This is a genomic window from Enterobacter sp. JBIWA003, assembly GCF_019968825.1.
Classification (GTDB): domain Bacteria; phylum Pseudomonadota; class Gammaproteobacteria; order Enterobacterales; family Enterobacteriaceae; genus Enterobacter; species Enterobacter quasiroggenkampii.
Window position 1 is genome coordinate 183,925 of record NZ_CP074170.1, and the last position, 13,600, is coordinate 197,524.

General features: G+C 57.8%; 12 protein-coding genes. 4 read left to right on the forward strand and 8 right to left on the reverse strand.

Translation table 11 applies throughout. The features are described 5' to 3' along the window. Positions 1–44: 44 nt before the first annotated feature. A complete protein-coding gene (locus KGP25_RS00930) occupies positions 45–1,148 on the forward strand; it encodes a glycosyltransferase family 4 protein (RefSeq protein ID WP_223539830.1) in 1,104 nt (367 codons plus the stop codon). Here KGP25_RS00930 and KGP25_RS00935 read toward each other — a convergent pair. From KGP25_RS00935 to rfaD, 5 genes are read right to left on the reverse strand one after another with little or no spacing between them, the layout of a single operon-like run. Then, on the reverse strand, positions 1,127–2,236 hold the full coding sequence (locus KGP25_RS00935) for a glycosyltransferase family 4 protein (RefSeq protein WP_063622804.1): 1,110 nt from the start codon (positions 2,234–2,236) through the stop codon (positions 1,127–1,129). The two genes, KGP25_RS00930 and KGP25_RS00935, sit on opposite strands and share 22 nt — an antisense overlap. Next, on the reverse strand, positions 2,233–3,342 hold the full coding sequence (gene rfaQ, locus KGP25_RS00940) for a putative lipopolysaccharide heptosyltransferase III (protein ID WP_023618272.1): 1,110 nt from the start codon (positions 3,340–3,342) through the stop codon (positions 2,233–2,235). Before rfaQ ends, KGP25_RS00935 begins: the two co-directional genes overlap by 4 nt. Then, entirely contained in the window at positions 3,335–4,321 is a 987-nt protein-coding gene (gene rfaC, locus KGP25_RS00945) for a lipopolysaccharide heptosyltransferase RfaC (RefSeq protein WP_223539831.1), read from the reverse strand. Before rfaC ends, rfaQ begins: the two co-directional genes overlap by 8 nt. Before the next feature lie 3 nt (positions 4,322–4,324). After that, positions 4,325–5,371 carry an ADP-heptose--LPS heptosyltransferase RfaF gene (gene rfaF / locus KGP25_RS00950; RefSeq protein ID WP_045907906.1) on the reverse strand — a complete coding sequence of 349 codons (1,047 nt, stop codon included), beginning with the start codon at positions 5,369–5,371 and terminating at the stop codon, positions 4,325–4,327. A gap of 2 nt (positions 5,372–5,373) precedes the next feature. Further along, positions 5,374–6,306: an ADP-glyceromanno-heptose 6-epimerase gene (rfaD, locus tag KGP25_RS00955; protein WP_008502707.1), complete on the reverse strand. Its 933-nt coding sequence runs from the start codon at positions 6,304–6,306 to the stop codon at positions 5,374–5,376. A gap of 215 nt (positions 6,307–6,521) precedes the next feature. On the opposite strand from rfaD, the gene kbl reads away from it, so the two are divergent. The 3 genes from kbl to KGP25_RS00970 all read left to right on the forward strand — a co-directional run bounded on the left by kbl (position 6,522) and on the right by KGP25_RS00970 (position 9,696). Then, on the forward strand, positions 6,522–7,718 hold the full coding sequence (kbl, locus tag KGP25_RS00960) for a glycine C-acetyltransferase (protein WP_048028122.1): 1,197 nt from the start codon (positions 6,522–6,524) through the stop codon (positions 7,716–7,718). A 9-nt stretch (positions 7,719–7,727) separates the two neighbouring features. Next, on the forward strand, positions 7,728–8,753 hold the full coding sequence (gene tdh / locus KGP25_RS00965) for an L-threonine 3-dehydrogenase (protein ID WP_024906616.1): 1,026 nt from the start codon (positions 7,728–7,730) through the stop codon (positions 8,751–8,753). A 142-nt stretch (positions 8,754–8,895) separates the two neighbouring features. Next, positions 8,896–9,696: a glycosyltransferase family 2 protein gene (locus tag KGP25_RS00970; RefSeq protein WP_196346915.1), complete on the forward strand. Its 801-nt coding sequence runs from the start codon at positions 8,896–8,898 to the stop codon at positions 9,694–9,696. Between the two features lie 11 nt (positions 9,697–9,707). Here KGP25_RS00970 and KGP25_RS00975 read toward each other — a convergent pair whose 3' ends face one another. Genes KGP25_RS00975 through gpmM form a run of 3 tightly spaced genes read right to left on the reverse strand, consistent with a single transcriptional unit; the run spans position 9,708 to position 13,481 of the window. Further along, positions 9,708–10,640 carry a divergent polysaccharide deacetylase family protein gene (locus KGP25_RS00975; protein WP_196346914.1) on the reverse strand — a complete coding sequence of 311 codons (933 nt, stop codon included), beginning with the start codon at positions 10,638–10,640 and terminating at the stop codon, positions 9,708–9,710. A 3-nt stretch (positions 10,641–10,643) separates the two neighbouring features. Further along, complete coding sequence (envC, locus tag KGP25_RS00980) at positions 10,644–11,903, reverse strand: murein hydrolase activator EnvC (RefSeq protein WP_025910576.1); 1,260 nt, start codon at positions 11,901–11,903, stop codon at positions 10,644–10,646. 33 nt (positions 11,904–11,936) lie between these two features. Continuing rightward, entirely contained in the window at positions 11,937–13,481 is a 1,545-nt protein-coding gene (gene gpmM, locus KGP25_RS00985) for a 2,3-bisphosphoglycerate-independent phosphoglycerate mutase (protein ID WP_223539832.1), read from the reverse strand. Positions 13,482–13,600 lie beyond the last annotated feature (119 nt).

A 13,600-nucleotide genomic window follows, 5' to 3' on the forward strand; every position in this document is an offset into this window, starting at 1 on the left:
ATCGGCAGCCTGGACAGCGGTTTCAGCTAAACGACAGGAAATATATGCACATTGTTCACACTGAAGCAGACGGCGGCAAAGGCGGGCAGCCTCTGCGCATTATCAACGAATCGCTTGGGATGATTCAGCGTGGCCATCAGGTGACTCTCCTTTGTCCGGAAACTGCGCCGCTTCACGCGCTGGCACGCAATGCCGGTCTGACGGTGGTCACGATGCCGTTGAAGCGTAAGAACCTTAAAAACCTGCAGCTGCTGCGTCGCTGGCTGAAGGATAACCGTCAGTCGATTGACGTCATCAATAGCCATAACTCTGCCGATACCTGGCTGGTGGCGCTGGCGAATCTGACGCTCTCCAACCCCGTACCACTGGTGAGAACCCGTCATGCGTCCGGCGTTCCGCGTAACAACTGGACGACACGCTGGCTGTTCCGCACCGCCTGCGCGCACATCGTGACTACCGGGGAGGCGCTGCGCCATCAGGTCGCAAATATTGGCGTGCCGATGTCCCAGAGTACGTCGGTGCCAAGCGGGGTCGATACGCAACGCTTTCACCCGGGAGATAAGCACGAAGCCCGCGCGCATTGTGGCCTGTCTGAGGAAGATTTCTGGCTGGGCGTGGTATCGCATTTGCGCCCGAACAAAGGCCATAGCGTACTGCTGCGCGCCCTGGCGAAAATCGACAATCCACACATCAAGCTGGCGATTGTTGGCGAAGGCCCGCACAAGGCGACGCTGGAACAGGAAATCGCCGCCCTGGGGTTACAGCAGCGCGTGGTCATGGCGGGACATCAACCCGATCCGGAACGCTGGTTTCCGGCCTTTGATATTGCGCTGAGTCCTTCGCATGACATGGAAGGTGTGCCGCAGGGCGTACTGCAATCGTTAGCCACCCGTATTGCAACTATTGCGACGGATGCCGGTGGAACGGGAGATGCGGTGATTAACGGGCAGACGGGATTGTTGGTCGCCCAGCGCGACGAAAACGCACTGCGCGATGCCATAATGAAACTCTATGCCGACTCAGCCCTTCGCGAGACGCTCGCGCAACAGGGGTATGACTACCTGAGCACGCACTTTACCCGCGAATGTATGCTGGATGCGATGGAGAAGGTCTTCTCCGATGCCACTCAGCGCAGCAAATCGCGATAAAGCGTTTGTAGCTCTCGGGCCATTCTGTCCAGGGTGAAAGGTTCCGCAGTCGCACGCGCGGCAGCGGCGTAATCGACACCCTGTTCACGGCCTTTTAGCCACAGCGAGATGGCCTGCTGGTAACCTTCGCTGTCCAGCGCATCGCGTACCCAGCCGTTTTGACCCTCGGTTATCCACTCCGCCGCGCCACAACCGTGGCTGGTGAGCAGTGGCAAACCACAGGCCAGGGCTTCCACGCAGACGTTCGGGAAGGGATCGTAGAGCGTCGGCAGGATAAGGGCATCAGCCGTGCCATACACTTCACGCACGTTGGCTACGGGGCCCAGGAACTTCACTCGAGAGGAAATTCCCAGCGCCTGCGCCAGCTTTTCGAACTTCCGCGCATGTTTATCGCGGCCGGCAATCAGCAGCCAGACGTCAGGATGCGCCACAATAGCGCGCAGCGCCGTAGCGACGCCTTTGCGGCTGAAGCCTGACCCAACATACGCCAGTACCGGTGCGTTACGGGGAATACCCAGCGCATCACGCTGCGAAAGGGCGCGGACCTCAGGACTAAACTGAACGGTGTCTACGCCGTTGTAGATCACCGTCAGCTTGTCTTCCGACAGTCCGAAGCGACGGGCGATATCATCGCGAACCATCTTCGAATTACAGATCACCTTGCGCAGCTGCGGATGGGTAAACATCTGCGCTTCGGCCTGCAGAATGTAGCGGTGATAACGGCTCAGAGACTGCGCCCAACGCGCCAGTGGCGACAGAATACGACCATATTGCTCAAGCCAGGTGGCGTGAACACCGTCGCCCGCCCGGAAGATGGTGGCACCCGGTATGCGTTCGTGGCTTTGCACAATATCAAACTGCGCAAAATGCGCGGCGGCTTCGACGGCAAAACCAGATTCACGCGCGATGCGATTGCGAAACGGCGGATTGACCGTCAACGTTTTCCAGCCTGCGGCATCCTCCCACTGGCGAGCAATCAGCGTGACATCAAGGGAGGTATCCTGCGCCAGCACGTTCAGCGCACGTGAGACAAAACGCTCTGCGCCACCGTTGGGGTTGTAGGTCTGTCGAACAATGGCCAGTTTCATGCAGGGGTTTCCGTTTCCAGAAGCATCGTATCGATTGCGCTCAGCACCTGCTGTGGGGTAATGGCCGTAATGCAATCTGAGACACCGCTGTCTCCGCAGCCCGCTTTGCCGCACGGCTGGCAGGTAAACCCGGCCACAATCACACGATAATTTACCCCCCACGGCGCCCATTTGATGGCGCCGGTAGGGCCAAAGATAGCAACGGTCGGCGTACCGACGGCGCTTGCAAGGTGCATCGGCATGGAATCCACGCCAAAGTACACCCGGGCGTGCTTCATCAGCGCACCCAGCTCTTTCAGGTTCAGCTGACCGCTTAAATCAAAGACCGGCTGGGTGAGGGCTGCGCGCAACTCATCCATGTAGGCCTTCTCTTCTTTTGACGGTGCGGCGGAAAGGACGATCGGCAGGCCGCGCGCCGCCAGGTTATCAATGGTCGCTGCCAGTTTTTTGATATCCCAGGCCTTAAACATCCAGCGCGAGGTCGGGTGAACCAGAATGTAGGATTTACTCGTGAGCCCAAACCCGGCCAGTTTTTCGGCCACAGAGGCTTCTGCCGCGTCACCAGGCACAAAAAGCGTATGCTTGTCTTCGTCGGACTGCGGATGAATACCGATTCGGCGCAGGGCATCCAGATTGACTTCCACCATATGGCGGCTGTTGTCCTGAATGGCCGGGTAGAGCGTGGTGAACGATTTCACCCAGCGACGACGTGCCAGGCCCCCGCGTTTATCCGGCTTAAAGCCGACGGAGACGCGCGGTTTCAGGCGACGCGCCAGACGCGCGCCGTGCCAGTGTTCGGTCAGATTAATCAGCACGTCATACTGACGGCCTTTCAGGGTATTCAGCAGGGCGCGGTAGAGGCGAAATTGTTCAAACCAGCCCTTCTTGCGCCAGTTGCGCCCAATAGTATGCACCTGGTCGATATGCGGATGGCTGGTCAGCATCGCCTGGGTATCGTCATAAACCAGCGCATCGACTTCCACGTTCGGCCAGTTCTTTTTCAGCACGGTAAACACCGGCGAGGTAAGCAGAACGTCACCGTGGTGACGCAGCTTAATAATCAGCACGCGCTTTGGCGGGCGCTCCGCTGAGAAAAAATCAGACATAGGCTCTCTCTGCTGCCAGCAAAGGCTCTAATTGCGCAAATACCGCAGCGGCGCTGAGATCGCTCAACTGCGATGAGTGTTCCGGGCGGCAGATATACTGATTTTTTCCATAGCCGCCGATCAGGCCCGGGTCCGTTGGGCCGTAAAGCGTGATGTTAGGACGGTCCAGCGCCGCCGTCAGGTGGCTGAGGCCCGTATCCACGGAGACTACAGCCGTAGCGTCTGCCAGCGCCTGAGCGACGCCGTCAAGTTTCATGCGCGGCAGAACGTCCACGTAATCAAATCCTTCTGCCAGTCGTTTGGCCCGTGCCTCTTCGTGCGGTGCGCCCCACGGGAGTTTGATACGCAGCCCCGCGCTTGCCAGCAGGCCGATCAGTTCGCGCCAGTGCGCTTCCGGCCAGTGCTTGTCATCGCGGGTTGTTGCGTGAAGGAAAATCAGATAAGGATCGCTTTTCTGCGATGAGGTGTGCAGGAAATGCCGGGAAATCGCATAGTCGCCCTGGGTTTCCGGTTGCGCATAGCCCAGGCTTTTGGCAAACAGCTCTCGGGTACGTTCCACCGCGTGCTGTTGCTTTGCGATGTGGTGGCGACGGTTATAAAACAGGCTCGCCAGCGGTTCGCGGGCGCTGTGCCAGTCCATCCCGTGCTTTACGCCGTGTGCCAGACGCGTTACCAGCGCGGCGCTTTTGACCAGCCCCTGCGCGTCAATGATGGCGTCGTAATGCTGTTCCCGCACCGCCTCGCGGAAGGCTTTGCGTTCGGCTTTAATCGGCGCGGAGAACCACGCTTTCCGCCAGCGGCGAATCGCCACCGGGATCACGCGGTCAACCGCTTCATGCCAGGTGGGGATCTGCGCGAAGCCTTCTTCCACCACCCAGTCAAAACGAATGCCGGGGATGGCCCGCATGGCGTCCGTCAGCGACGGCAGCGTATGCAGAACATCACCCATCGAAGAAGTTTTAACGATCAATACCCGCATTCGTTATCCTTCTTCGCTCAACAGCAGTGCGTTGAGTTCTTCGAGCACGCGCGCTGGCGTAATGTCGATCAGGCTCTGATGGTAACCTTCTGCCGCATCGCCTTTGCGCACCTTGTGATAGCCGGTAATGAGACGGATAACGCGCGCCTTGTGTGACAGCGGAGGCGTGAAGTCCGGGCTGCTTGGGCCATACAGCGCCACCAGCGGGCGGTTGAGCGCAGCGGCGACGTGCATCAGGCCTGAATCGTTGGTGACCACAGCGTGACAGGCGGCAATCAGAATGACGGCCTGTTCAAGCTGCGTTTCTCCCGCCAGGTTGCGGCACCAGGCCTGCTGTTCATTACTGAGTGTGGCGAGAATTTCGTTGCCCGCCTCGTGGTCTTTTGCCGAACCGAACAGGACAATCTGGTAGCCTTCGTCGATCAGCTGTTTCGCCAGCTCCGCATAGTGGTAGTGCGGCCAGCGTTTTGCCGGACCGAACTCGGCACCAGGGCAGAAGCCAATCATCGGGCGTTCAGACGAAAGGCCAAACGCGCTGCAGGTCTGGGATTTTTCACCGTCGTTAACCTGAAGCTGGGGCCAGAGCAGCGGCTGAGGCAGGTCTTTCGCACTGCGCATCACGCCTTTGTCATAGGCCAGCGCCACGTAGCGCTCCACCATTAATGGCCAGGCCGCTTTATCCAGCACCCGCGCATCGTTCAGCAGACCGTAGCGCATTTCGCCGCGCCAGCCGGTGCGATGCGGGATGCCCGCAAAGAAGGGTACCAGCGCGGATTTAAAGGAGTTGGGCAGGACATACGCACGATCGTACCGCTTTTCGCGCAGGCTATGGCCGAGCTTGCGGCGCTCGCCAATCTCCAGCGCCCCGTGGCCGAGCGGCATCGGGATCGCTTCATTCACTTCCGGCATACGCGATAACAGCGGACGGCACCACGCGGGTGCCATCACGTCGATTATCGCCTGGGGATAACGCGCCTTGAGCGTGCGATAGAGACTTTGCGACATCATCATGTCGCCCACCCATGACGGGCCGATCACCAGAATTCTCATACTTACGCGTCGCGGTTCAGCCAGGCCATATATTCCGTTACGCCTTCGGCAACGGTCTTGAACGGCTTGTCATAACCTGCGGCGCGCAGGTTAGTCAGATCGGCCTGCGTGAACGCCTGGTAACGGCCTTTCAGCTTATCAGGGAACGGAATGTACTCGATGCTGCCTTTTTTATGGTACGCCAGCGTGGCGTCAGCCACCGCCTGGAAGGACTCTGCGCGGCCGGTACCGAGGTTGAAGATGCCGGACACGCCGTTTTCCCAGAACCACAGGTTTACGGCGGCCACGTCACCCACGTAGACGAAGTCACGCTTAAAGCCGTCACTGCCTTCGAACAGTTTTGGACTTTCACCGTTATTCAACTGGGTGTTCAGGTGGAACGCCACGCTCGCCATGCTGCCTTTGTGGCCTTCGCGCGGTCCGTAGACGTTGAAGTAGCGGAAACCGACGATCTGCGAGTTCGCTTCTGGCAGTACCTGACGCACGTACTCATCGAACAGGAACTTGGAGTAACCGTAGACGTTCAGCGGCTGCTCATATTCGCGGGACTCGATGAAGTCCGAGGTGCGCCCGCCGTAGGTGGCAGCAGAAGAGGCATACAGGAACGGAATTTCACGCTCCAGGCAGTAATGCAGGATCTCTTTGGAGTACTGATAGTTATTGTCCATCATGTACTTGCCGTCCCACTCGGTAGTGGACGAGCAGGCACCTTCGTGGAAGATGGCTTCGATCTCGCCGAACTCTTCACCTGCCATAATCTGGATAAGGAAGTCTTCTTTATCCATGTAGTCAGCGATGTTCAGATCCACCAGGTTAACGAACTTGGTGCCGTCTTTCAGATTGTCAACCACCAGGATGTCGGTGATGCCTTTGTCATTGAGAGCCTTAACAATATTGCTGCCGATAAAGCCTGCGCCGCCGGTAACGATGATCATAACTGTAACCTTTGAAGTGTGGAGCCCGGGGACAATCCCGGACGCTAATGTTTCTATCATATCATTAGTATGGCTGCCCTTCAGCCATTCACCGACATAGCGCAAGGGTACACGTGATTTATGCTGCAAAAACGACAAGAGATGACGTGTCATCTCGTCATGAACTATAGGTTTGGGTAATATGTCCCGAAATTTGCCGAGTCTGGAGAATTGCAATGCGTGGTGATTTTTACAAACAGTTAAACAGCGACCTCGAGACCGCACGTGCGGAAGGGTTGTTCAAGGAAGAGCGTATTATCACGTCTGCCCAGCAGGCGGACATCACCGTTGCCGACGGCAGCCATGTGATCAACTTTTGTGCGAACAACTACTTAGGTCTTGCGAATCACCCTGAGCTGATTGCCGCTGCCAAAAACGGCATGGATACCCACGGCTTCGGCATGGCCTCCGTACGCTTTATCTGCGGAACCCAGGACAGCCACAAGCAGCTTGAGCAAAAGCTGGCAACCTTCCTCGGAATGGAAGATGCGATTCTGTACTCCTCCTGCTTTGACGCCAACGGCGGCCTGTTCGAGACCCTGCTCGGCGCAGAAGATGCCATTATCTCCGACGCCCTGAACCATGCGTCCATCATTGACGGCGTGCGCCTGTGCAAAGCGAAGCGTTTCCGCTACGCCAACAACGACATGGTTGAGCTGGAAGCGCGCCTGAAAGAGGCTCGTGAAGCGGGCGCTCGCCATGTGCTGATCGCCACCGACGGCGTGTTCTCCATGGACGGCGTGATCGCCAATCTGAAGGGTGTATGTGACCTGGCAGATAAATATGACGCGCTGGTGATGGTTGATGACTCTCACGCAGTGGGCTTTGTCGGCGAAAACGGCCGGGGCTCCCATGAATACTGCGACGTCATGGGCCGCGTGGACATCATCACCGGTACGCTGGGCAAAGCGCTCGGCGGCGCATCCGGCGGCTATACCGCTGCGCGCAAAGAGGTGGTTGAGTGGCTGCGTCAGCGCTCCCGTCCGTATCTGTTCTCCAACTCCCTGGCGCCGGCGATTGTTGCCGCCTCTATCAAAGTGCTGGAGATGGTGGAGTCCGGTGCCGGGCTGCGCGACCGTCTGTGGTCTAACGCCCGTCTGTTCCGTGAAAAAATGAGCGCAGCAGGGTTCACCCTGGCCGGTGCCGATCATGCGATCATTCCGGTGATGCTGGGCGATGCGGTCGTGGCGCAGCAATTTGCCCGCGAACTGCAGAAAGAAGGGATTTATGTCACCGGGTTCTTCTTCCCGGTGGTACCAAAAGGTCAGGCGCGTATCCGCACCCAGATGTCTGCGGCGCATACGCCTGAACAAATTGAACGTGCGGTGGAAGCCTTTACCCGCATCGGTAAACAGCTGGGCGTCATTGCCTGAGGACGTATGATGAAAGCGTTATCCAAACTGAAAGCGGAAGAAGGGATTTGGATGACCGACGTGCCGGAACCGGAAGTCGGTCATAACGATCTGCTGATCAAAATTCGTAAAACAGCTATCTGCGGTACTGACGTTCACATCTACAACTGGGACCAGTGGTCGCAGAAAACCATTCCTGTACCGATGGTTGTCGGTCACGAATATGTCGGTGAAGTGGTGGGTATCGGCCAGGAAGTGAAAGGCTTCAAAATTGGCGACCGCGTTTCCGGTGAAGGCCATATTACCTGCGGCCACTGCCGTAACTGCCGCGGCGGGCGTACGCACCTGTGCCGTAATACCATCGGCGTGGGCGTAAACCGTCCGGGCTGCTTCGCGGAATATCTGGTGATCCCGGCCTTTAACGCCTTCAAAATCCCGGACAATATCTCTGACGATCTGGCCTCCATCTTCGACCCGTTTGGTAACGCGGTACACACGGCGCTCTCCTTCGATCTGGTGGGTGAGGACGTGCTGGTCTCCGGTGCGGGCCCAATCGGCATCATGGCGGCGGCCGTGGCGAAGCACGTGGGTGCACGCAACGTTGTGATCACCGACGTGAACGAATACCGCCTGTCGCTGGCGCGCAAAATGGGCGTCACCCGCGCGGTGGATGTCTCGAAAGAGAGCCTGACCGACGTGATGGAAGAGCTGGGCATGACCGAGGGCTTCGACGTGGGTCTGGAGATGTCCGGCGCGCCGCCGGCGTTCCGCACCATGCTCGACACCATGAACCACGGTGGCCGTATCGCGATGCTGGGTATCCCGCCGTCGGATATGTCCATCGACTGGAACAAAGTGATCTTCAAAGGGCTGTTCATCAAGGGTATCTACGGCCGCGAGATGTTCGAGACCTGGTACAAGATGGCGGCGCTGATCCAGTCAGGTCTGGATCTGTCCCCGATTATTACTCACCGTTTCTCCATCGATGAGTTCCAGCAGGGCTTTGACGCGATGCGTTCCGGCCAGTCAGGGAAAGTGATCCTGAGCTGGGAGTAACAGAGAAAGCGCCTTCGGGCGCTTTTTTTACGACCTCTTCACGTTTCTTACATCCGCAATCAGATTATTTCGATTTTTCCTTCGCTTTTTTACCCGCACACTTATAAAGTTTGTTGATTATCCGTTTAAGTTTACAGCGCCTATGTTCAAGCTTACCGTTTGTTTATTGACCTGTAATTCTGCGCGTTTGCTGCGCGAGGTGATTCCTCCGCTGCTGACGGTGGCAGATGAAATTGTCGTTCTGGATTCCGGCAGTACGGATGCCACTCTTTCTATTTGCCGCGAGTACGGGCTCTCCCTTCATCATCACCCCTATGCTATGCATGGCGTGCAGATGAACCATGCGATCGATCTGGCGAGCAATGACTGGGTGCTTTGCATGGATAGCGACGAGATTCTGGACGCGGAGACTGTCGACTTTATTCTGACCCTGAAAGCCGGGGATGAACCTTCCGCCGATCGCGCCTGGCGTATCGCCCGGTACTGGCACGTGCTGGGTGAAGAGGTGCGTACAATCTACCCTGTTTCCTCCCCTGATTTCCCGGTGCGGCTGTTCAATCGTACCCAGGCTCGCTTCAACCAACGACCCGTGGATGACAAAGTTGAAGGCAATATTGTCGCCATGAAAATGCCGGGGCGGGTGCGTCACGACACGTTTTATAACCTTCATGAAGTGTTCAACAAGCTCAACAGCTACACCACCCGGCTGGTGAAGTACCAGCCAGCTCGTCCTTCGATCGGACGCGGCATCATCAGCGCCATCGGGGCGTTCTTCAAATGGTATCTGTTCAGCGGAGCCTGGCGTCAGGGCAAGGTTGGGGTCGTGACGGGACTGTATGCCACAGCCTACAGCTTTTTGAAGTATTTCAAATCCTGGTATCAGCATCAGGAGAAAAAAGAGCCCGTTGCGAATGAGCAGACGGACTCTCAGATTGCGAAATAAACGTCAGGCGGTCAGGCTTTCTTACCCCATCCCTGCCACTGCTGCTGGACGTATTTCACCAGCGTACTGTTACTGATGCTGTCTCCGATGACAGAGAAGAAGCGGGTCGCGTAGACCGGTTCTAGCGGCTGCTTCGGTACGCAGCGCTTCACGCCGCGGAACGGATTACGCGGTGCCGTCGGGACGGGCTGCGCAGAATTCGGCGTAGAGGTATCCACCTGCGGCTCGTTAAGCAGATCGCTCGGGCGCACCAGCGTGATATCGGAAGGTAAGGTCGGCAGCATTTGCTGCAGGACGCGGACGGTCGACGGGTGCGGGTGACCGATGGCAATGGCCGAACCATTGCGGCGGGCCAGCTGTACCGCGCGATTGAACTGCATACGAATATCGGCTTCGTTCTGGGTGTCATCCAGGAACACCTTGCGCTTAATGACCTTGACGCCCGTCCCCTGAGCGGCGCGCATTGCCTGGCTATTACCGATGGTCATGCTGTCGAGGAAGTAGAGGTTGTAACGCTCCAGCGCCTGCATCACTTTTAGCATCCCGTACAGGCTGGAGGTCATCGCGCTGCCCATATGGTTGTTCAGCCCTACGGCATACGGCACCTTGTTGTAGGCGTCGCGGATGATGCGCTCGATCTCCTCGCTGCTCATATCCGGGCGCAGGGTATCTTTTTCCAGCGGCTGCTTGCTGAGCGGGGCCATGGGCAGGTGAATCAGAACCTGATGCCCGCTGCTGTGGGCTTTGGTCGCCATCTCACGGGCGTGGGGGGCATTCGGCAGGACGGCGACGGAGATGGCTGACGGCATCGCCAGCACCTGATTTTCATAGTGTGGACGATAACCAAAGTCATCAATCACGATAGCGAGCTTACCTGCGTATACCGGTGCAGCCAGCGCCAGCGTGCTGACGACGGAGAAAACGATTCGACGAAATTGAAGCAAAACTTATCTTCCCAACCACGGCTGTGGATTGACCGCCTGACCCTGACGACGAATTTCGAAATAGAGTGACGGGCGGCCCTGACCGCCACTGCTGCCCACAAGGGCGATGGGTTGGCCCGCGCGCACCTGCGTGCCGACGCTGACCAGCGCGCTCTGGTTGTAGCCGTAAAGGCTCATATCACCTTTACCGTGTTCGACCACCACCACCAGTCCGTAACCCTGCAGCCAGTCGGCCAGAATCACGCGACCATCGGCAATCGCTTTCACTTCGCTACCTTCAGACGCACCGATAACGATCCCTTTCCAACGTAGCTCACCCTGCAGCTGTTCGCCATAGCGATGCAGAATTGAACCGCGAACGGGCCAGAAAGCCTGACCGCGAGGTGAGCCCAGGCCGCCGGTACGCGACATCAGGGAACGTTCACTTTCGCTTGGCTTGTAGGTGGTGCCTTTGCGGGAGGCTTCCTGCTGCTTGTCGCGAACGGCCTGCGCCTCGCGAGCCTCTTTTTCGGCGCGCGCTTTCGCCGCGGCTTCCGCACGGGCGATGCTGTTACGCAGTTTGGATTCGTTGGCGCGCATTTCGCTCAGCTGGCTCTGCCCTTCCTGAATCGAAGACTCGAGACCGGCCAGGGTTTTCTTACGCTCGTTGCGCGCCTGCTCGAGCTTCGCCTGCTGGGCCTGCTGATCGTAGAGCAGCGTCTGCTGCTGGCTCTGCTTCTCTTCCAGTTCGGCTTTTTGCGTGGAGACCTCTTCGCGCGTCTGCTTCAACTGCGCGATCGTCTCCTGACGCGCCTGGTTCAGATAGCCAAAGTAGGCCTGCAGGCGCTGGCCGCGCTGGCTCTCTTCGCCGCTGAGGATCAGCTGGAGTCCGGTATGTTCACCCTGGCGGAATGCGGCATCAAGCTGTGCCGCAAGATTGCGCTCCTGCGCATCGCGCTGGCGCTCGAGTTTGGCAATCGACGCGTTCATCTCGTCGATCTGCTTATTCAGCTGGGCAAGGGTGTTTTGCGTTTCACGGAGTTTACGCGTGGCAGCGGAGATGGCCTCTTCCTGCTGCTTAAGCTGGGCGAGCAGGGCGGCGCGCTGCTGCTGCTGCTGGCGTACCGCACGCTCTTTGGCGGCGATATCGGCCTGAATGGATTTCAGCTGGTCGCGGTCATCCGCGTGGGCGGATGCGGCGCACAGCAATACGCCAGCGCTGAGTGCGCTGGCGTAAAACAGAGGTCTGACTGATAACCTAAGCGGCTTCACGACCCATGTGATTGAAAAAATCGCCTTTCCCCTCATGGGGAGCGATTATTCCACGATGAACAGCGGCTTACCAGTCATCTCTTCAGGGATCGGCATCCCCATCAGCGACAACATGGTTGGCGCGATGTCAGAAAGCTTGCCGCCTTCTACGGCTTTCACTGATTTATCACCCACATAAATCAGTGGAACCGGCAGGTTGGTGTGGGCGGTGTGTGCCTGGCCGGTCGCCGGGTCGCGCATCTGTTCAGCGTTACCGTGATCCGCGGTGATCAGCAGCTGGCCGCCAACGGATTCAACCGCTTTCGCCACCTGCTCAACGCAGTGGTCCAGCGCTTCAACCGCCTTCACTGCCGCTTCCATCACCCCGGTATGACCGACCATGTCGCCGTTCGGGTAGTTACAGATGATGGTGTCGTACTTACCGCTCTCGATGGCCGCAACCAGTTTTTCAGTCAATTCTGCAGAGCTCATCTCTGGCTGCAGATCGTAGGTGGCGACTTTCGGGGAATTGATCAGAATGCGCTCTTCGCCCTTGAACGGCTCTTCAACGCCGCCGTTAAAGAAGAAGGTCACGTGCGCGTATTTTTCCGTTTCGGAAATACGCAGCTGCGTTTTGTCGTTCTTCGCCATCCACTCACCGAAGGTATTGGCCAGCGAGGCAGGTGGGTAAGCGCATGGGGCTTTGATGTCTGCCGCGTATTCGGTCAGCTGGATGAAGTCGATGTTTACCACTTTCTTACGGGCAAAACCGGCGAAGTCGCTGTTGACGAACGCACGAGTGATTTCGCGCGCGCGGTCAGCGCGGAAGTTCATGAAGATCAGCGCATCGCCGTCTTCCATCGCGGCATCGGCCTGGCCTTCAGCACGGATCACGGATGCTTTCACGAATTCGTCGTTTTCATCACGTGCATAAGCTGCTTCCAGCGCTTCAACGGCGGTCGCGAACTGGAATTCCCCTTTTGCCAGGGTCAGCAGGTCATAGGCCTGTTCAACGCGATCCCAGCGGTTGTCGCGGTCCATGGCGTAGTAACGGCCAATGATAGACGCTACCCGGCCTTTGCCAAGCGCGGCGAATTTGTCTTCAAAGGCTTTCAGGGAGCCTTCTGCACTGCGTGGTGGCGTGTCGCGGCCGTCCAGGAAGGCGTGCAGATAGATTTTTTCCGCACCGCGTTCAGCGGCCAGCTCAACCATCGCCATGATGTGATCTTCGTGGCTGTGAACGCCGCCAGCAGAGAGCAGGCCCATGATGTGAACGGCCTTACCAGCGGCAACGGCTTTATCAACCGCGCCTGACAGCGTTGGGTTAGAGAAGAAGGTGCGTTCTTTGATTTCAACGTCCAGACGCGTCAGGTCCTGGTACACAATACGCCCGGCGCCCAGGTTAACGTGGCCGACTTCGGAGTTGCCCATCTGGCGGTCCGGCAGGCCCACTTCCAGGCCAGACGCGTCAATCAGCGTATGCGGACGTTTTGCCCACAGGGCATCCATGACCGGGGTTTTGGCGTTGAAAATAGCGTTATCCTGGCTGTCTTCACGGTAGCCATAGCCATCCAGAATCACCAGTACCATAGGTTTTTTAGAAACCGACATTGCGACAACCTCATGCTCAAGAGTCAAAATTTGCGTAATTTTACTACAGCTGAATCGATCAAATAGCCGCAGAAGATCAAAGAAAGCGCAGGGGCAAGGTGCTGACCAGACCATTTTGA